Source organism: Mesorhizobium sp. M0276 (assembly GCF_040321755.1).
Taxonomy (GTDB): domain Bacteria; phylum Pseudomonadota; class Alphaproteobacteria; order Rhizobiales; family Rhizobiaceae; genus Mesorhizobium.
In genome coordinates this window covers 22,302-42,421 of record NZ_JAMYSC010000051.1, presented here as the reverse complement: position 1 = coordinate 42,421, position 20,120 = coordinate 22,302, and the positions used below count along the sequence as shown (strand labels likewise).

The window sequence follows — 20,120 nt, the reverse complement described above, 5'->3', positions numbered from 1 at the left end:
AGCGGAGGCGGGCGCGCAATCGCGGCGATCGGCTGCTCGCCTTGCTCGATGCCATTCACGACGCAGCAGTGGCTGGCCTGAAGGAGCATGACCGTCTGGTGCTGGCAAAAAGCCAGATGGAGCGACGGCTGCGCGAACGCCGCGCCAGCTCGAAACTGCCCGACTTGGTCGAGCTGGTACTGTCGCGGCCGCTGGTCTCGACCGGCATGATCCAGGAGCGGCTAAAGGTGACAAAACAGGGGGCGCTCAATCTGGTCGGCGAACTTGGCCTGCGCGAGATGACGGGCAGGGGAAGGTTTCGGGCATGGGGAATTGTTTAGTCCGCAGCCATTTGCTACCAACTTTACGAAATTATCGAACTTGACGAACTTGCGATCAGCAACCATATTGGTGACAGCAGGAGGTTGTCACCATGGCCGCTCCAAAACGCAGCAATCATAGCGGGACCGGATCCCATTCGGCAGTCGCCGCCTTGAGTTTCACCGCGAAGCTGCCGGCACAGGCAGCCTTCAAGAAGGTGTTGCTCGAACGCTATCAGGAAGCGATCGCACGCAGCCGCAAGATCGGCCATCGCGTATCGTTCCGGGTAGAGGTCGATCCAACGGCTGGTGCGCAGACGATCACGCCGGTCGAGGAACAACCGATCGCTTCAGACGATACTTTTCCCGTCGAGGACACGGGCAAGCCGGATGCCGAACTCGAGGCGGCGCTTGCCGAAGCGCGCGCGCGTGGCCGCAAGCGGGTCGCCGAAATTGTCGCCGGCGAGGACATGCTGAGCGCGGATGCCTTTGCCAAGCTGCTTGGCATGTCGCGGGTGACGGTCAACGCCAGGCGGCAAACCGGACAGGTGCTCGGGATCGATGGCGCCAAACGCGGCTTCCGCTTTCCTATCTGGCAACTCGACAAGGACGGTCGTCCCTTCGGCGCATTGCCGGCGCTGCATGCCATGTTGGGCAACAGTGCCTGGGCGGTCTATCGGTTTCTGGTTTCGCGCCACGGCGTCCTCGATGGGCGGACGGGCCTTCGAGCCCTTCAGCAAGGCGACGATGCCGCGGTGTTGGCCGCAGCGGAAGGCATGGCCAGGGGCGATTTCGACTGAATGCCCGGCGTTCCACCTCCACCCGATTTCGCGGCCGCAAAGCTCGAAATCGAGACCATACCGCAGGGTCGGACGTTCGGCCGGATCTACTGGAGCACCTATCCCGATCCGTTGGGATACGGGAAGTCGCCGAGCCGATTCAGCGATCCTCGACGCCGGGTTGACGCCAATCGGTTTGGCGTTCTTTACCTCGGTGACTCCCTGAAGGTGTGCTTCCTAGAGACCGTGCTCCGCGACCGCCGCGAAGGAATCCTTGACGATCTTCCAATAGAGGAGGTGGAGCTGACCCGACGGCGCTATGCGGAGCTCGCGACCACGACAGACTTACGCCTGGTCGACCTCAGAGGCGACAATGCCGTTCGGATGGGTGTGCCGACCGATGTCGTTCGGGCACAGCGCCAGAACCTGGCACGCCGGTGGTCACTGGCGTTTCACGAGCACCCATCTGAGCCTGACGGGATCATTTATCCAAGCGCTACGCATGGGCCTTTGAATTCTTGCAGCCATAGTCGTCCCCGATGGCCATCACATGGCTGTGTCGGGTGAGTTTGCTTGCGATGTACAGCGACGAGCTCGAGGGGCAAAAGTGTAATCCAAAAGACATCGGCAGTTTCTGCTATTGAACATCCGCTCCCGATGGAAGAGGAAATGTAGCTGCGTGAGTTCTCAAAAGAACTCATCCCAGTTATGCTCAGAACCGGAGGGCGGGGCAAACGGGAATGAGGTTGCCATTTCATTGGACTGTGGCTGTCGCCTTGGCGACAGTGCTGAGTGTTGCAAACACCGCAACTGCCCAGGAATCCCGATATTCTGCGCGGCAGGTTCAACAAGCCCTTGCTGAACATGGGTACGATCTCGGGACCGCAGACGGAATCTGGGGACGTCGGTCCGTTAGTGCGCTGAAGGCTTTCCAGAAAGCGAGCAACCTCCCTCAGACCGGTATTTTGGACGAAGCGACGTCAGCTGCGCTTTTTCCGCAGCTCCAGGTGACACGTCACCCCTTGACGCCCATAGCCACGGATGCACGCCCATCGACTTTGGAGCAGCCTAATGTTCCAACGAAGACAACTCCAGAGACAAGCAACGTGGAAGCCGGCAAAGCTGGTGGCGATGTCCGCCAGGCGCCGCCTTTGCCGGCGCACACCGACGGGGCTTCAGCCAAATCCGATCGTTTAGCGCCGGAGCCCAACAAGGTCAGAGAGCGGCCAACCACCCCAACGCCGCGTTTGATCTATTTGGGCCTGCTAGGGATCGCAGCCGCGTTCTTCTTCCTGCGGAGACGCCGAAGAAATCCAGCCGCGGAGTCGGCTCCAACGGCATCCGAAAGCAAGCGCAGCGAACCTGAGCGCACTCCGAACCGGTCGGCCAGAACCAATAGGCATCGCCTCCATGTCCCGACCGTTCGCATGGTTCCAGCCAACAATGCTGCTGGAAGGCAGCCAGTCGACCAAAAGCCGGTCCTGCCGGCGGATATTGCGGCTTCTCTCGCGGTACACAACGCCGCCGTCCACGATTTCATCCGTCAGAGAGGAGCGATCCGACGGCCCAAATCAGGGGCCAAACCTTCAGCCGGGCAGCCGTCCGTTCCCGCAAAAACGGGTTGGCAGAGCATTGAAACCACCAAGGTCATTCCAGTAACGACAACAAACGAGGGATCGCTCGCATCGCACAATGCTCAGACAACGGAATCCATTCGACAACGCGGTCCTGTTCTCATTCCCCCTACAGCCGCAACGGATAAGACGCAGCCGTCGGGTTACGAAAGCAAGGGCAGCCAACTTGATAGCAGTCTCGACGCGGCCAGAAGCAACAGGCACCTCTTGGTTCGGAACGATGTGATCGTTCCAGCCAATATTGCAGTTAGAAGACAACCGGTCGAACAGAAACAAACCTTACCATCAGATATCGCGACTTCTGTTGCAGCACATAATAAAGCTGTCCACGACTTCATCAGACAACGCGGAGCCTTTGGACCGCCCGAACCAGCGCCTAATCCTTCAGCCGCTCCCGCAGCAGCGGGTTGGCAAAGCATTGAGGACACCAAGGTCGCCCCCGCAGCGCCAACAATAGAAGGATCGCTCGCATCGCATAATGCTCAGGTTTCGGATTTCATTCCGCAGCGCGGCCCTATTCTTGTTCCCAACACGGCCGTGTCGGACCAGCCGCGCTGGTTCGACCGGCTACCCCCAGTGCGAGCGAGCCCCGCCGCGAGCCAGGCGCATTGGATTCCGGCTAATTCCGCAACGACGGTCGGAAGCCATAACATTCGCGGGGGCATGATTTATGTAGGTGAGCATCTGCCGAGACAGGGAAGTTCAGTCGACGCGGAGAACTGTCTGATCGATCCGAGGTTGACCGTGGCCGCTCGCGGCGATCCGTTGGGTCAAACGATGGGCTACTGGCCGTCTTACTCCCGCATTTCGCCCGCGGCGCGAAAATCCTATCTGGACTGGCTTGCTGGATCGCGCTCCGATCCCGAAGCCTATATCGGATACGTGTTCCTCTATTTCTACGGTCTCGAACGACGCCTCATGTTGGAGGAAAGCCCAGCCGACGCCGATAGTGTCGTTGCCGAGGTTCGCAGGCTGTTGCAGGTGTACGGAGGGAATGGTTCGTTCAAGCGCTATGCCGGTGAGCTGCTTTCGGCTTACCAGCTCAAATCGGCTCAGTTGCCGGAAAAGCTTGATCTGGAGGTCGAGGAAAATAGCTACGACATCCCGATAATGCTGAAGGTCGCCCTCGGCATGCGGGTGCGCAGCGGAGACGCGATAGAGCCAGATCTTTTGCTGGCTTACGTCATCGCCGATCCTGAGACGCGGGTGCGAACGCCGGCGCGACGGGCACAGACTGTATTGCGAGAACTGTTCGCAGAAGCGGTGGAGAAGAAATATCCCAATGGTGTGCGCGTTGCGGCAGCCGGAGTGCGAAAGCTGAAGGTCAACTACCGTGCGTGCAGCGGGACGTTCGATCTCGACATTCGCCCCCTTGGCGGCGACCTGCCGGACATCACCAACCGCAACGAACCGATAGGCGGCGCACGCCGCATCTTTGATGACTGCACCGATCGGCTGGACGACTACAGCCGCATGCTCGGCCGTTCGGAAGGACTAAGGCCTACCCTTGCCGCCGTGGCTCAGCTGCCTTTGGGTTTGCGCGTGAAGAATGCTGAAGAGCTTCCTGGTCAGCCGTTGAGCCGGCTCCGGAAACTGGTGAGCGATGGTGCCCTGGTATCCCTTCAGCAACTCGCCCAACTGGCCGGGATGGAGCCTGGCAAAATTGGCACGCGGGGCAAGCAGAAGGAACTGTCGGGAATTCTGGCCGCGCTCGGCTATGGCAACACCGCCGACCCTTGCTTTTCTCTGAAGTCCGCAAAGCCAGACGCAGTGGCAATGGTCTTTGCCCTGGAGCGCGAAGCTGAAGCCGATCCCGAACCGGGCCAGCACTACCGCCCCATGCAACTGTCAATCATGCTCGGCATGGTGATTGCGTTCGCTGACGGTCTCCTCCACCCCCTGGAGGAACGCAGGCTTTTCGAGAAGATAGACGAGGCGCCCGGTCTGTCGAGGGACGAACGTGTCCGCCTCAAAGCCGAGCTCAAGGTATGCGCGGCCGATGCCGGCCGCGTTCTTGACTGGACCAAACGCATAGGGGACGTGCCAGCGGACCGCCGCGAAGATCTCGCCGATGAATTGGTGGCTGTAGCAGCCGCAGACGGAACCCTTCACGCGCGAGAAGTGTCGCAGCTCGAGAAGCTGTTCCGGCAGATGGGTCTGGACGAAAACTCGCTGTATTCGCGACTGCATGGCAGTGTCGCGCCGCAGACTAGGCCGCGCGACGGAAATGACGATCTTCCCCTTGTTATCCCCGCCGGGGTCCAACCGCCGAGCATTCCGGTGTCGCCGGCGCCTCCCAGGGCGCCTACGACGCGTGTCGACATCTCACGTCTCGAAGCCATCCGGCGCGAAACCCGGACGACGTCCAGCGTCCTTGCCGATATCTTCGTGGACGAAGCAGAGCCCCCGATCGAGCTTCAGCCCGCGATCGAGGAAATCGAGAAGTCCAATGGGGACACGCGCTTCGACGGACTGGAGCGACGCTATGCATGGCTTCTGTCGCAACTGATCGAGCAGGAAAACTGGACGGCTTCGGATTTTGAGCGTTTGGTGCGCGGTGCCGATCTGATGCCGGGCGCCGCGAAGCAAGCACTAAACGATTGGTCGCTCGACCGCTTCGACGAACTGGTCCTAGACGGCGAGGACCCTGTCATCGTCAACGCCAGCCTGTTTTCCGAGGCTACTCCACAATCTCCGTCGCTTTCCGTATCTGTCGAAGGAATGTCTGTATGACGACAAAACCTCCACCAATCAAACCGAGAGATCGAGACACCATTATCAGCGCCTTGCGTGCTGGTGTCGTGCCGCGCATCGGTCTCCAGCATATTCAGGTGGGGCGCCAGCGCGAGATTGAAGCGCTGATCCAGGACATCGAGCGGATCGGCAACGGCGGGTCGAGTATCCGTCTCGTCATAGGCGCCTATGGTGCCGGCAAGACCTTCTTCCTGTTTCTCATCAGGCAGATCGCACTTCAGCGCAAGCTTGCGGTCTGCCAGGCCGACCTTTCTCCGGATCGCCGCATCCACGCCACCGGCGGGCAGGCGCGTACGCTATATGCCGAGCTCGCCACCAGCCTTGCGACCCGTACCGCTCCGGACGGAGGGGCGCTCAGAAACATTCTGGAAGGCTACATCCAGAAAGCCTCCGAACGCGCTTCCTCAGGCGGGACGACTATTGAAATCGCCATCAAGGAAGGCCTTGGCGATCTTCGCGAGATGGTCGGTGGCTATGACTTCGCAACCGTCATCGTTGCCTATGCGCGGGGCTATGAGGAAGGGAATAGCAATTTGCAGGACGCCGCGCTGCGTTGGTTACGCGGCGAATACACGACCAAGACAGAGGCGCGAGGCGATCTGGGCGTGCGTAGCATCATCGATGACGCGTCCTTCTATGATGGCTTGAGACTGCTCGCCCGCTTCACAAGGCTGGCTGGCCTCGGCGGCCTGTTGGTCTGCCTCGACGAACTCGTCAATCTCTACAAGCTGCAGAGCGCCCAGGCCCGCAAACAGAATTACGAGCAGATCCTGCGCATCTTCAACGATGTCTTACAGGGTACGACGCAGGGTATCGGCTTCATTCTGAGCGGCACGCCGGAATTTCTGCTCGACACGCGACGCGGCCTTTACTCCTACGAGGCCTTGCAGTCCCGCCTTGCGGGAAACAGTTTTGCCGGCAACGGCCTGGCCGATTACTCCGGTCCGGTGGTCAACCTGCCGAACCTGACGCCGGAGGAACTCTACCATCTCCTAGAGCGGTTGCGCGACGTCTTCGCGGCCGGCGATCAGGAAAAATGGCTGGTTCCGGATGAGGCACTCCACGCATTCATGGACCATTGCGCCAACCGGATCGGCGAGGCCTATTTTCGGACCCCGCGCAACACGGTGAAAGCCTTCATCGATCTGCTCGCTATCCTCCAGCAAAACCCTGGCACGGATTGGAAAGACATGCTCGGCGCAGTGGACGTCGCGGAAGATCGAGGCGGTGCAGGCGACCAGCCCATCGACGACGTCGAAGGGGGAGCGGACGACGAGCTTGCAACCCTCCGCTTTTGACACGCTTTCCGAGCCCGTCAGGCGCTGGATTTGGCAGCGGAAATGGCCGTCGCTACGGGACGTGCAGGAAAAAGCCATCCCGGTCATTCTCGCGGGCGGCGATGTCGTGATCTCCGCGCGTACTGCCGCCGGCAAGACTGAAGCCGCCTTCCTGCCGTTGTTGACCCGATATGGCGAGCACGCAGGAAGCGCCGATGGGTTCGCTATCCTCTATGTCAGCCCGCTGAAGGCGCTGATCAACGATCAGCACAGGCGGCTGGAAAGCCTGTGCGAAGGGAGTGGCGTCCTCCTGCACAAATGGCATGGCGACGTGTCGGCGGACGCCAAAACCCGTGCACGAAAGCGACCGTCGGGTGTCGTGCTGATCACCCCGGAATCCCTTGAGGCGTTGCTCGTCCGCAGGGGCGGGGAGGTTGCGCAGATGTTTTCGCGCCTCGATGCGGTGGTCATCGATGAGTTACATGCCTTCATTGGCACTGAGCGAGGCATGCAGCTGCAGTCGATCCTGAACAGGATCGAAGTGGCGACCGCGCGAGACCGCATCGATCGAATTGGGCTGTCGGCAACACTTGGCGACATGAGCCTGGCTGCCGAGGCGCTGCGGCCCGGCAAGGGCGCTAGCGTCACGATCGTGGAAGGCAAGGACGAGGGAAACGGGGTCCGTTTGCAGATCCGCGGTTACCTGCTGGACGGCACCGCTCCGGCTACCGCAGACGATAGCGATCCGCCGGGAAAGCCGGCCGAACCTTTTGAACAATCGACGGTCCCAGCGGCGCTTGCGTCCGACTTGTTTCGTCTGCTGCGCGGCCAGAGCAATCTGCTGTTTGCCGGATCTCGCGCCAATGTCGAGGTCTATGCCGACATGCTGCGTTCGATGTGCGACGGAGCGAGCTTTCCAAATGAGTTCTTCCCGCATCATGGCAATCTCGCAAGGGCCATGCGCGAGGAGGTCGAAGCGCGGCTTCGAGACGATCCGCGCCCGACCACGGCGGTCGCGACCACCACCCTGGAACTCGGAATCGACATTGGCGAGGTGGAGACAATCGCCCAGATCGGGCCGGGTTTTTCGGTGGCGTCACTTCGCCAGCGCCTTGGCCGATCCGGCCGCAGGGCCGGAAAGCCCGCAACGCTGCGCATGTTCGTCATCGAGCCTCCCATTGGTAAGGGGCGACACCCAATTGATCGCTTAAGGCTGGATCTGGTTCAGTCGATTGCGATGGTTGAGTGCCTGCGGGGGGGATGGTGTGAGCCGCCATTGCCAGCTGGCCTGCATCTTTCAACGCTCGTCCATCAAGTGATGGCACTGATAGTACAGACCGGGGGCGCAAGCCCAACGGTCGCCTGGAAACTGTTATGCGAGCGCGGCCCCTTCCGAGCCGTGGACAGGACGCTGTTTGCCGAATTGCTCCGGTGCATGGCCACACCTGAAAACCAGTTGCTTGAGCAGTCTCCGGAAGGCTTGCTCATGATTGGATCCACCGGGGAAACCATTACAGAATCGCATGAATTCTATGCAGTATTCGCCAGTGAACGAGAGTACCGGATCATTCACGATGCCCGCACACTCGGCACCTATCCGCTGAGCTCTCCGGTTGCACGGGGCGAAACGATCATTTTTGCCGGGCGTCGCTGGCAAGTCATCGAAATCGATGATCGCGCTCGGGTTATCATGGTCAAGCCTACACAGGCTGGAAAACCGCCGCACTTCAACGGCAAGGGGGCGGCCATCCACGACCATGTGGTGGCAACGATGCGCGCGGTTCTCGCGTCCGACGAGGCCTACCCCTATCTCGATCCTGTCGCGAACCGGCTGCTGGATGAAGCGCGCAGTTCGTTCCTGGACCTCCAATTGGATCGCCGTTCAATAATAGCGCATGGGGAAGGCGTCCTGATTTTCCCCTGGGTCGGAACCAGGAAGTTGCAGACTCTAACCCTGGCATTGCTGGCCCGTGAGTTCAAAGCATCGCATTTCGGCCATGCCATAGAGCTTCAGGAATGCGAGGCCGGGAAAGCCATGGAAACTCTGCAGGACATAGCCGGTTCGCCGGCGCCAGACGGAGAAGACCTGGCTGCACGACTGGCCCAACCGGCATTGGCAAAATTCGACAATTTCCTGAGCGATCACCTGATGACATTGGTCACAATGGCTGAGAGAATCAGCGCCAAAGACCTGCCCATAATCGCCGCCAACGCAGTGGGAAACCATACGACGAATGAAGTCGCATAACCCGCGGAATCGGTTGCTCGCCCTCGGCTATGGCAGCCTTTCGTATATGTCGAAGGCTGCTATAACGGACACGTCGACTCCCATCTGTGCTCATCAGACTTGACCAGGATGAAAACCAGCATCGAGCATTTCCCGGAGCACAAGCAGGAGGAACTGGCCCGCGTGGTCGAAATCCTGCATGCCGAATTCGAGGACGCGCTGGCGGAAAGCAGTGCGGACTGGAAGAAGCTTGTCTGGTTGGGCGAGCGGACGGCGGAGCTTCAGAAGTCTGAGGAACAAATCTGTCTGGAACATCTGGAGCGGATGAAGAGTGCTGCAGGTGAGTTGTAGCAACCTAGCCAGATGCGTCGTACGACAATGAGAAACTCATACTCCAATATACAGCTCTGGCGCAGTGCAGAATTCCGGATGTTCGGATAGCGCGCGCAACAGTGCAACCCGCCAATCGTTCCGCCCAAAGGATCCGGATAGACTATTTGCGCAGCGACCAAGGTACTGTGCGAAAAGTTCGGGGCTGATCTCGTTGAACATGCGCATCGCGGTACGCTGCTCTGAGAGGAATTTATTAATCTGGCTGCGGAATCGCTCATTCAGCTTTAGTCGACCGAGTTGAAATTCGAGTTTAGCTGCGAGATCCGCCTCTAAATCAGGACTACCGATCCAAAACCGTACTTCTAGAGCACCACCTTCGAAGGTTATCTGCGCCTTTAGGAACTCAATATCGGGCAAAGCTTGAAAATACGCGTGTATTAATCCAGGGCCGTGCGCTGGGCCCAAGCCAGGAACTATCGTTCTCTTTGCATTGTTACATGGACTGCAGCTTGGAATCAGATTGCGAGGATATATCGCGAGCTCACCATATACGCTGCGAGGTAAGTAATGATCCAGGTCGCGCGGTTCCCCAAAACCGCAATAGGGGCACTGATCGGTCGACGCTAAGAGTTGCTCACGGAGCGCTGCCAGGCGCCCACCAATTTGGACCTGATCGTATGCCGAACGCATGTGGGGACGAGCGGTATCGAGCACGTTCGGAGTGAGGTCCAAATGTGGTTGACCGAGACACGCGTCGTATAGTTGGTAGACCTCATGCAATGCTGCACGCTCGGCAGGGGACATCGCGTAGACTGCGGCACCGTTCGTCAGTGTTAGGGCGGCATTTAGCGCTTCATCAACATCGCCGAGTTGTTGGGGAGTGATGACCCACATTTCAGGTCCTTTTGCTCGCAAGCTTCGTCATCACAAAGGCCCTAGCCTGCAGGCTCAACCCACGCTCGAACAGGCCTTCAATGCTTTCGAGGGAAAGCCCGGTGTCTACAAGCTGAGACAGCACGCTATGGAAATCCGTCGCGTCGACGTTGAGGCCAAAGATTTCGTTGGTGACCTCGCCGATACTCTCGCCATAAGTCTCTATGCGAGGTGAGAATATCCTTATTTCCGCTCCCGACCGCCGAACGATCGCAATATGGCGAGCGAGCGTTTCTTGTACCACCACAGGTGAGTGTGTTGCGACAACAGCGAACGCATCGTTCTGCCGTAGAATGATGCGTACCGCATGCATGAGGGCTGCTAGTAGCGGTGGATGGAGATGGCTCTCGGGTTCATCAAGTAGGACGATTGACTTAGGCTCGGTATAGGCGACGAGCGACGCAACGGCATGCATAACTATCTTATGGCCGGTGCTCCAGACACGAAACCAAGGAACAGCATACTCGAAAATTGAGGCAGCAGGATCGGAGCCGAGATCGAAGAACGATGAGTCTGAAGCCAGAACGCGACAGACTTCGTTGAAGAGGTTTTGCCGGCCGCTCTCCTTGATGCGAAGAACAATGGCTCCGAACTCGTTAGACAGCTGCTCACTCGTCTTGAGAATAATACGTTCTTGCCGATCAAGGTCCTGCGGTTGGATGGGCGTGCCATCGATGTCACCTATGCCTTCCGCTTGACGAACTTCCGATGCAATGTCGCGAAGGCCACAATAGTGATAGCGGCCGACGCCACGCTCCAGGTCGTCGACAATCTGTTTCCGCTCACGATAATCGACCCCGGGGAGCTGAAACGCATCGAACGCACTATAGGCAACGTTGACTATTCGCGTGAAGCCGATCCCGAGAGGTGAGATCGCACCGAGTGCTTTCAGCGGCTCGCTCGCGCGTTCGCGCTGGGAGGCGTGGAGCACGCGCGCAAGCCGCGAAAGCAGTGTGCTCTTGCCCGAACCATTACGACCTATCAGTACCGCAACTCTCTCGGGCAGCACGCTCGTGTCCCAAAACAAATGACCACCGGGCGCTTTGAAATCGATCCGAAGCGGATCGACCCAACCCTCAACGTGGAAGGAAACCTCTAGGCCAAGGCGCGCGACGCGATCGTAGTCGCGGTTCAGCAGAACCGCAGCGTCACGGCGGAAGCTGTCCCAGTCAACATATCGCAGGATGGAGGTACTCCATCCTTTGTCCGTAGCGAACGTCTCAGCGTGCTGCGGGAATGCTAGCGCATCGCGGAGAAAGGCCAGTATCTCCTGGCGAAGCGTCTCGGGCAACCCGGCCAGTCTTTCGTAGTAGTCAAGCTCTTGTCCGAGCGAAACGAAGTCGTCACCGAGTGGCGAGAGAGGCCCAGTTGGAAGTTGCAGATCGTCAGTTTCGGTCTGACTGCGGCGTAATATCTTCACTGCTCCAATCAGGCCGCTGAACTCCGGCACCGAAACCACAAGGTGGTACTGAGTCATAAAACTGTAGTCGTTCCACCGGTCCTGCAGCAATGCCACTCCTGTGAAGGACGGAGGATCACCACGTGAAGGAGGAAAAACTGTAAAGTCGGTCATGGTCAGGAAAGCTCCGGGGCGAGGGCCATCTTCCTCGCAATAGCTGAGGCACTTTTCTATCAGTTTGCTTCTGCGTCGCCCTCTTGCTCAGCAACGAAGGTGATGGAGCCGAGTGAAGTATGTCGCCGATGGGAAACAGGTGAGTTCAGATTACACCAGATACACCTGAACGGCGGCCTCGAAATCAGTACCCGTATTTGTTTTGGCGGTCTTTAAATGCCTTCTCACCGCCCTCCATGGTGGAGGTAATGACCTTGCAAATCGATGGCGTATCGATTGCACCCGCGCATTCAAACTGGCGTTCGCCTGTATCTTTTACGTCAAGATGGCCAACCAACTCTGACGATCCATTGACGACAATGTTTGCATTGTGACTGGCAAAAATGAGCTGCCGGTTTTGCTTTGCAGTGTGCAGCTTGTCAGTAAGCTCAGCAATGATGCGATTATCGAGATCGCCTTCGGGCTGGTCTATGATCAACGGCCCCCCAGGTTGCTCGAGAAGCATAAAGAGCAACGCCGCCGCACGCTGGCCCTCCGAAGCCTTTTCGAAGGCAATTTCCTTAGCGCCATCTGAATAGGAAAGGGTAATCATGGGCTTCGGAAGTGCGGCCGCAACTGTTTCTACCCGTGTCGTGTCCAGTTTTTCGCTCAAGGCCGCGCGAATGCGATCTGTGTCACCAAGCACTGCGAACAAGACTGCACTATCTGGCTGCTTCTCACCGCTAGCAGCGCCTATCTGACGCCAATACAACAGCGAAAGGCTATCGGCGCGCATTTTATCGAGGAACGCTATGGGCGTGTCTTTGGCAACCGCATCATCCAATTCTTTGAGACGGGTTGCCTCTTGTGATCCGGTTTTATTGGCGAGAAGATCGACTGCGTCTTTGATCTCCGAAACGTCGCCCGCCGCATCTACGATCGCTTTGATTTTCCCGTTCGACAGACGCTCGATTTCTTTCGCCCACTCCTGCGTCCGTTCCGTACGACGATCATTTAGTGCTCTGAGGGCAACGAGCTTTTCATCCAAGCCGGCGGCCGGGTCTGCATTGGCCTTGATTTTCGCGTCCAAATCGCCGATCTGGTTGGTCAGGTCGGTGATCTCTTCGCGAAGCTTGATGATCTGGCTTGTAGCGGTCCTGTGTGCGCCCAGCTTTTCGAGAACCTCGTCTCTTGCTGTCCTTGCCACCTTAAAATTTGCCGCCCATTCGGTTTCAGCAGCGGCCAATGTTGAGCGCTTGGCTCTCATATCGGATTTGAACTGTTTTATGCCGGCGCTGAACGTTGAAAACAATTCGCCATAGCCTTTGCGGATTGCCGCCGAGTCATCTGCCAAATCGGTCGCTAGATCGCGTTCGTTAACGAGCTCCGTAATCGATTTGTCCAGCTCTTCGACTATCTGGTCCGCATGTTTTGACGCCTGGAGCCGCTTCGATTCAAAGTCATTCGCCTTATCGAAATACGCGACAATGGACTGATCTTCTTCTGACAGGGCCGGAAGCGTCTTTTCAAGTGCTTCGACGCGCTGAGTGAGCGACGCCTTGGTCGTGGTGAGCTTGCGCAGTTGAGATTGCAATATCCAGTGCGCAGCGAGGCTTTGTACGCCGCCCTTGACCGTGACCTTGGCAGCTTCAATGTCGAGGGTCAGGCGGTCGTCTTCGCGCTTGTAATCCGGATTTACAAACTGGAGTAAGTCCGAAAGCTGGGTTTTTTTGCCTGCCTGCTTTCCAATCTCTGCGAGCTCGCCTTGGCTATACACTACGGCAGGGAATAATGCCCGGAGCTCTTTGACCGTTGCTGTCTGCTTCGAGCCGTTGGGATAGGTAATCGTCGGCTGAAAGGCGGTGGCAGGGCCTCTAACAATCTCAAAAGCCGCATTGTCCTGTGTGACAGTTAGCTTGACCCGTGCACCCTTTGCAATGAGCGTGTCGTTGATCAGATCACGCATGCGTTGTGTTCCCGAATAATGGTCGCGCTCCACATCATAGCAGCTGCGGCCTAAGCCAAAGGACACATATTCAAGGAATGAGCTCTTCCCGCTCCCCCGTCCGCCAATGACGGAGTTGAACTCGGGGCTGAAAGGGAATTTAGTTTTCTCCAAAATTGCGGAGCCGTCGATCTCGATCTCAGACACCACGAGGGAAGGGAGTTGGGGTGGCTTGATGGTGATACGGGATTTGTGACCAAGGAATGCTTGGCGGATTGCCTCCGCTGTCGGAGCTGCGAGCTTTATCCAGGTACTGTTTGACCCAACCATCGAAAAATCGGCCGATCGGCTGTCCGACGTTGGAAGCGGGAAAATCTCCCGCGTGCACCAAGTCTTGTCGAGACCGGAAAGCCGTTTTTGGTTTTTGCTCCCCAGCGTGGAGTGCGTTTGGCCTTGATCAAGATAGCCGCCGACATAAGGCATACGACGGAAATCCGCGTGGCCCCCGTCGGTCAAGACTGTGTGGCTGTTGCCTTGGGAGACATTCGGTAGAACGATGTACTTGCCGCGAAGCCCTTCGAGTTTATCCAACTCGGAGCCGATGTCGGCGTAGTGGGAGGCGAGTTGGGTGACCTTTGGCCCTTTGGCGTGCTTTTCTTCAAGATCGGCATAGACGATGCCAAGCTTCCCCTGTGCCTGTCTGCGCCAATCCTCCGAAATGTCGGCGTCAAAGATGATCAGGCATTGCTTCCCACCAGCCGCTGTGAGTTCCATTCCTGGAAAAAGCCAGAAGTCAAATTGGGCATCGGCCGCCTTTCGTTCCGCGATTGCTTGCTGAACGTAAGGGACAAACACCATCTCATGGTGATCGGTGAGGGCGATGGCGTTCAAAGCTACAGCGAAGCATTGATCCAGAAATTCATTCGCCCACTGTTTGCGCGCTACATCCACGTCCTGCGCCGTTGCTGGGGCGCCAGTTCCCCCCTTTGTGGTTTCGCCTAACCCAACGGTCCTTACCCCGACCCAAGCCGGATCGCGGGGCGTATGAATTTGAAAATCACACTTTCTCCATGAGGCAAAGCTCATATTCCCTCCCTAGCCAAGCGTACCAGCGCCGGGACATATTGCCGTTAGATCAAACAAGCGCAGGCAGATTGCCCCGACAGTATTCGCCTATATGGCTCTTTCAACTAAAGGAGCCGAATTTACTAGCCCTCTACAAAATAATCCCCCTAAAAAGAGAGGGTTTGAGATAGTTTATTCGTCGCGCTCCTCCTGGTCGACGGGAAGGACGAAGAGGACGTCTTGACTTTGGCTGAGCCAGAATGGTGTCGATAGGAAACGCTCGCCGCTGTACTCCGCTGGCTGTTGCCGGGATAGCGGGTCGAACTTTGACCACCGCACCCTCTAACACGATAGCGGCGGCAGGGCCCATTGACAGTAACCTGGGTCTGGACACCCAACACCGCGTGTCGTGAAATTCTTCTATCGGGCGGCGATCGAACATCGATATGTTCGTGGGCGGAGACCGCTCGATGGCATTTCGATTCGTACACACGGCCGATATTCATCTCGACTCGCCACTGCGTTCGCTGGCGATGCGAAACCCCGACCTTGCCGAACTTGTCGGAGACGCCAGCCGTCAGGCATTCATCTCCATAGTTGACCTCTGCCTTGCGGAACGTGTCGATGCCCTGGTCATTGCCGGCGATCTCTATGATGGCGACCAGACGTCGATGAAAACGGCGCGGTTTCTGGCGTCACAGATGACACGACTTCATCAGGCCGGCATCAGGGTTTTCAAGATCCGTGGCAATCATGACGCAATGTCGCGGATATCGAAACAGCTCGTGTTCCCGGACACGGTCACGATCTTCGGCGGCCGTCCCCAGTCAGCGCTGCAGACAGCCGGCGGGCTTGACGTCATGTTCCACGGCTTGAGCTTCGCGAGCCCAAAGGCGCCGGACAGTCTGCTTCCCAAGTATTCAGCTCCGCGTGAAGGCGCGGTCAATGTCGGCATCATGCATACGAGCCTGGCCGGATCGCCCGGCCACGACGTCTACGCGCCCTGCAACGTCGCCGACCTGCACAGTCATGGCTTCGAGTACTGGGCGCTCGGGCACATCCATGTCCGCCAAGTCCATCCTGGGGCGAGCACAGTGGTGATGCCAGGAATTCCGCAGGGCAGGGACATCAACGAGGCCGGAGAGAAATCCGTCACCCTGGTAACGATACGAGACGACCGCACCATCGAGATCGAGGAAAGGCTGACCAGTATCGCGCAATTCGAGCGGGTTAGCGTCGACCTGACCGAAACGGTGGAATGGTCCGAAGTCGTCGGGCGTGTCCGATCCGCGCTGGAAGCTATCCGGGCCTCCGTCAGATCCCGCCATGCCGTGGTACGCCTCGGTCTGACCGGCATGTCGCCTTCGTCGTGGGCACTGATCCGCGACCGGGATCTGCTGCTCGCGGAAGCTGAGCAGGTCTCGGAACAGGTAGGCGAAACCTGGGTGGAGAAGCTCGAACTTAACGTCTCGCCACCCGCAGCCGAAACATCTGAGGGCGTCGCTGATCCGATTTTCGAACTCGCTCAATCCATGCGTGCCGATGCCAGCTCGGAAGCTTTCCGTGCCGAGGCGAGGGCGTTGGTACAGAAGATGATCGCGGATCTTCCGCCTGACGGGCGCGATTTCGCGGGTAAGGACGAGGCTGAGCTGGAGTTGTTCCTCGACAGGGTGCTTGCCAACGGCGCCGACCTGGTCACCGCCCGCCTCAAGGCCGGTGGATCACAATGAGGCTCCGGCGACTTGATCTCATCCGTTATGGCAAGTTCACCGACAGAGCGATCAACTTCGGGCCGAAACCGGAATCCGGTCCCGACCTGCATATCGTCTTCGGCCTGAACGAGGCCGGCAAGTCGACCGCGCTTTCCGGCTATCTCGACCTGCTGTTTGGCATCGAGGAACGCAGCCGCTACAATTTCCTGCACGAGTACAGCGCGATGCGGATCGGCGGGGTGCTCGAACTCGGCGGCGCGGAGCACACGTTCACACGCACGAAACAGCGCACCAACTCATTGTTGAACGCAAATGGCCAACCAGTCAGCGAAATGGCGATATCAGCACATCTCGCCGGGCTATCTCGCGATGCATACGAGACCATGTTCTCGTTGGACGACGAAACGCTGGAAGCAGGTGGAAAATCAATCCTGGAATCGCGCGGCGACTTGGGCAAGCTGCTGTTCACGGCCAGCGCCGGCCTCGGGTACGCAAGCGATACACTGAGCGTGCTCGAGGCCGAAGCAGACAGGCTCTATCGCAAGCAGGCACACGGAACCGAGCTTGCACTGCTCAAGAAGCGGCTTGCGGAACTGAAGTCCGGGAAGGAGGCGATCGACACCTTGGCGTCGACGTTCGAAACTCTCGAGACAGAGCGCCTGAACGCGACAGAAAAATACGACCGCAGCATCGCCGAACGGTCGGTGCTGTCGGCTCGGCTCGATACCATCGCCAAATATCTTCGCGCGATCCCGATCCTTGCCGATATCCGACGTAAGGAAGCCCAACTAGCCGAGTTGCCTGAAATCGCTTCCCCGTCACGGACCTGGACGGGCAGCGTCGCCGACATGATCGAGACCGATGCCAGTCTGAGAACGCGGCTTTCCGCGAGTGTGGAAGAGCTCGAACGGGTGACGACGAAAATCGCCTCGGTCGACGTGGACGCGGTGATACTTGCGATTTCCGAACGGGTTCGCGGCTTGGCCGACCGAAAGGTGCGCCACGTCTCGGCCGGCCTCGACCTGCCAAGTCGCAGGACGGAGCTGCAAATCCTCGACAATGCCGTGGCGACCTGCCTTGCCGCTCTTGGCAGGTCCTCCGCGCCAGACCCTGCCAACCTGCTCTTGCCTGCTGCAACCATTGGCGCGGTGCGCACCATGGTCGAGCAGCGATCCGGGATCGTTACCAGCGTGCACGTCGCGCGCGAGGAGGCTGCGGCCGCTGCTGATGCGCTCCAGGCGGCACGCGAGCGGGTCGGCGAAGAACGGGCCGTGCCCGAGCCTGCCAGGGCGAGGCTGGTTTCGGCTTTGTCTACGGCAAGGGCCAGCGGGCACATGAGGGAGACCAAGGCGGCACGCGAGGCCGCAGATGCAGGTGCAATTCGATGGGAGGCCGCTAGCGCGCGCTTGCATCCCTGGTCGGGAGATGCGCAGGCATTGGCCAGGATAGCTATTCCGAATGCTGGGCGGCTTGGCGCATGGAAGGCGCTGGCCTCAGAGCTCGGTAAGAGCAGGGGCGTACTTTCCGAACGTCTTGCCGAGCACCAAGGCAATCACGATTTGCTTTCGGCGCGGCTGGATGCCCTTCGTGCCTCGGTCGATGTCACCGACGATGATGTGGCGGGCGCCATTCGGCGCGCCCGGGACGAGGCTTGGGCAAGGCATCGCGATGACCTGACTGGCGAAACTGCGGATGATTTCGCGGCAGCACTGGCCCGAGACGACAGCGTCGCGGCAGGCCGTCTGGCTAACGCCCGGGAGCTCGTTGAGATTCGCAGCACAAACCGCAACCTCGCTGAAGCCGCGGCCAACATCGCGCATGCGCGCGATCAACTTGCACGCATCGGCTCGGATCTGGAGGCAGTGTTCTTGGAAATTCGCGCAGCGGCAAGAGACTTGCTCGGACCGTGCGAGGAAACATCCCCCGAACAGCTGATCGAAATGATCGAGGATCGCATTGCTGCCCGGATCGATGCGCTCGCGGCATGTGAGGAGATCGAGCTTTCCCGCAAGAAGACCAAGCGCTCGGTTGGTGAGGAAGGGCGAATACGCCTGGAGCTGAGCGGTGCGCTGGCGAGCGTAGGCGTCGGTTCAGATCTTGGTGACAGCCTGGAAACGGTCATGGCCGTGGCAGAGCTGTTCCTTGAGAGGCAATTCAAAGTGGACGCTGAGCGCACCGAGGCGCTCAAGACCGTTAGCGCAAGGCAAGATGACTTGGCCGCCAGACGCCGAGCCATCGAAGTCGCTGAGCGGCGAGAGGAGGAATGGCTAACCGGCGTTGCCGAAGCGCTCAAGGGGACCTGGCTCGAGAGCGGCATCTCGGCGCCCGGCGTCGGCGGCGTCCTCGATCAATTGGCTGAACTGTCCAAAGGTCTTCAAGACCGGGACGCCATGCAACTGCGTATTGAGAAGATGGAGGCCGACAGGGACAATTTCCTAGTTGAGGTTTCCGCCGTTGCAGCCGAGGCAGGCGAGGCGACCAACGACGAAGAACCGGAACAGCTGGCGATTCGGCTTGCCGAGCGCCTGGAGCGCGCCGAGCGCACGCGCGAGGCCAAGGTAAGCCTCGTCAATGACCTGCAGCGCCTGCAGGATGGGCGTGAGATCCTCGATGCCGAGATTTCGGCACATGAGCGGCGCAAGAACGAGGTCCTGAGCGTCTTTGGCGTGGCCACGCTATCCGAAGTCGTGCAACGCGACGAACTGCTGCGCGACAGGGATCGCCTGCGCACAGCCGTGGCCGAACTCCAGGAGCAGGTGTCGTCCGAGCTCGCGGTAGAAGGGTTCGAGCAGGCGCGTTCGATATTGGATGCCGTCAATCTCGACAGTCTCGCAATCGAGAAGGCCGAAGCGGAGCAACGGCTTCGCGACCTTGACGAGGCGTTGCGGCAACAGCTCATTCGGCAGACGCGTGCGACCGACAAGCTGGACGCCATTGGCGGCGACAGCGCTGTTGCCCGCATAGATGCCGAACGGCGTACCGTCCTTCTGGAAATCGAGGAAAAGGCCGTCCGCTATATCGAGCTCAAATTGGGAATAATGTCGGCTGGAAATGCTCTGCGTCTCTATCGCGAGCGTCACCGCTCCGGGATGATGGAGCGCGCATCAGACGCGTTCGCCCTTATGACGCGCGGCCAGTACTCTGGCCTGACAACTCAACCTGTGAAGGGTGGGGAAGTGCTCATCGCGTTGCAGCGCGATGGGCAATCCAAGGTCGCCGATGCGTTGTCAAAGGGCGCGCGCTTTCAGCTCTATCTGGCCCTGAGGCTTGCGGGGTACTACGAGTTTGCGCAGTTTCGGCCCTCCGTACCCTTTATCGCAGACGACATCATGGAAACCTTCGACCATGTCCGTTCCGAGGAGGTCTTCAGGTTGTTTGGCGAAATGGCAAGTGCCGGTCAGGTGATCTATCTTACGCATCACCAGCACCTATGTGAGATCGCCAAGGCTGTTGTGCCGAGCGTAGCGATTCACGAACTTGGATAGTAATGGGTGATTGTGTCGAACCGCTCTACGTCGATGAGGGCGTTTTGCGCTATCAATCATTTGATGAGGACGTCGACCTCGGCAGCTACTTGGATTGTTAGGTAGCAAGTTAGCCAGGTTGCTGG

The 20,120-nt window shown here is 58.8% G+C and carries 11 protein-coding genes and 2 pseudogenes; 10 read left to right on the top strand and 3 right to left on the bottom strand.

The genetic code is table 11. The annotated features are described in order from the left end of the window. The 8 genes and pseudogenes from NKJ01_RS29040 to NKJ01_RS29005 all read left to right on the top strand — a co-directional run. On the top strand, positions 1-320 hold a 320-nt coding region (locus NKJ01_RS29040), incomplete at its 5' end, for a helix-turn-helix domain-containing protein (protein ID WP_352733373.1). 92 nt (positions 321-412) lie between these two features. Beyond that, complete coding sequence (locus tag NKJ01_RS29035; protein ID WP_352733370.1) at positions 413-1,099, top strand: XRE family transcriptional regulator; 687 nt, start codon at positions 413-415, stop codon at positions 1,097-1,099. Further along, complete coding sequence (locus NKJ01_RS29030) at positions 1,100-1,645, top strand: RES family NAD+ phosphorylase (RefSeq protein ID WP_352733368.1); 546 nt, start codon at positions 1,100-1,102, stop codon at positions 1,643-1,645. Between the two features lie 173 nt (positions 1,646-1,818). After that, positions 1,819-2,058 (top strand): annotated as a pseudogene (locus tag NKJ01_RS29025) (peptidoglycan-binding domain-containing protein); the annotation flags it as partial. A 126-nt stretch (positions 2,059-2,184) separates the two neighbouring features. Next, positions 2,185-5,445, top strand: a complete 3,261-nt coding sequence (locus NKJ01_RS29020; protein WP_352733376.1) for a TerB N-terminal domain-containing protein — start codon at positions 2,185-2,187, stop codon at positions 5,443-5,445. After that, positions 5,442-6,764 carry an ATP-binding protein gene (locus NKJ01_RS29015; protein WP_352733365.1) on the top strand — a complete coding sequence of 441 codons (1,323 nt, stop codon included), beginning with the start codon at positions 5,442-5,444 and terminating at the stop codon, positions 6,762-6,764. Before NKJ01_RS29020 ends, NKJ01_RS29015 begins: the two co-directional genes overlap by 4 nt. After that, entirely contained in the window at positions 6,745-8,991 is a 2,247-nt protein-coding gene (locus NKJ01_RS29010; RefSeq protein ID WP_352733362.1) for a DEAD/DEAH box helicase, read from the top strand. Before NKJ01_RS29015 ends, NKJ01_RS29010 begins: the two co-directional genes overlap by 20 nt. A gap of 108 nt (positions 8,992-9,099) precedes the next feature. Continuing rightward, a pseudogene (locus NKJ01_RS29005) lies at positions 9,100-9,219 on the top strand (nucleotidyltransferase); the annotation flags it as partial. A gap of 138 nt (positions 9,220-9,357) precedes the next feature. Here NKJ01_RS29005 and NKJ01_RS29000 read toward each other — a convergent pair. The 3 genes from NKJ01_RS29000 to NKJ01_RS28990 form a co-directional block, all read right to left on the bottom strand. Then, entirely contained in the window at positions 9,358-10,197 is an 840-nt protein-coding gene (locus tag NKJ01_RS29000; protein ID WP_352733360.1) for an HNH endonuclease, read from the bottom strand. Between the two features lies 1 nt (position 10,198). After that, entirely contained in the window at positions 10,199-11,809 is a 1,611-nt protein-coding gene (locus NKJ01_RS28995) for an AAA family ATPase (RefSeq protein WP_352733357.1), read from the bottom strand. A 184-nt stretch (positions 11,810-11,993) separates the two neighbouring features. After that, positions 11,994-14,819 (bottom strand): TrlF family AAA-like ATPase, encoded by a 2,826-nt coding sequence (locus NKJ01_RS28990; RefSeq protein ID WP_352733354.1) that lies wholly within the window; start codon positions 14,817-14,819, stop codon positions 11,994-11,996. A 449-nt stretch (positions 14,820-15,268) separates the two neighbouring features. On the opposite strand from NKJ01_RS28990, the gene NKJ01_RS28985 reads away from it, so the two are divergent. Together NKJ01_RS28985 and NKJ01_RS28980 are read left to right on the top strand one after the other, a co-directional pair. Then, complete coding sequence (locus NKJ01_RS28985; protein WP_352733351.1) at positions 15,269-16,528, top strand: metallophosphoesterase family protein; 1,260 nt, start codon at positions 15,269-15,271, stop codon at positions 16,526-16,528. Beyond that, entirely contained in the window at positions 16,525-19,995 is a 3,471-nt protein-coding gene (locus tag NKJ01_RS28980; protein ID WP_352733348.1) for an AAA family ATPase, read from the top strand. Before NKJ01_RS28985 ends, NKJ01_RS28980 begins: the two co-directional genes overlap by 4 nt. The last annotated feature ends 125 nt before the right edge of the window (positions 19,996-20,120 follow it).

Bases quoted from the DNA above. Each gene is read 5' to 3' on its own strand.
- NKJ01_RS29035 (WP_352733370.1), top strand. From the start codon at position 413: ATGGCCGCTCCAAAACGCAGCAATCATAGCGGGACCGGATCCCATTCG.
- NKJ01_RS29030 (WP_352733368.1), top strand. From the start codon at position 1,100: ATGCCCGGCGTTCCACCTCCACCCGATTTCGCGGCCGCAAAGCTCGAA.
- NKJ01_RS29015 (WP_352733365.1), top strand. From the start codon at position 5,442: ATGACGACAAAACCTCCACCAATCAAACCGAGAGATCGAGACACCATT.
- NKJ01_RS29000 (WP_352733360.1), bottom strand. From the start codon at position 10,197: ATGTGGGTCATCACTCCCCAACAACTCGGCGATGTTGATGAAGCGCTA.
- NKJ01_RS28995 (WP_352733357.1), bottom strand. From the start codon at position 11,809: ATGACCGACTTTACAGTTTTTCCTCCTTCACGTGGTGATCCTCCGTCC.
- NKJ01_RS28990 (WP_352733354.1), bottom strand. From the start codon at position 14,819: ATGAGCTTTGCCTCATGGAGAAAGTGTGATTTTCAAATTCATACGCCC.
- NKJ01_RS28985 (WP_352733351.1), top strand. From the start codon at position 15,269: ATGGCATTTCGATTCGTACACACGGCCGATATTCATCTCGACTCGCCA.
- NKJ01_RS28980 (WP_352733348.1), top strand. From the start codon at position 16,525: ATGAGGCTCCGGCGACTTGATCTCATCCGTTATGGCAAGTTCACCGAC.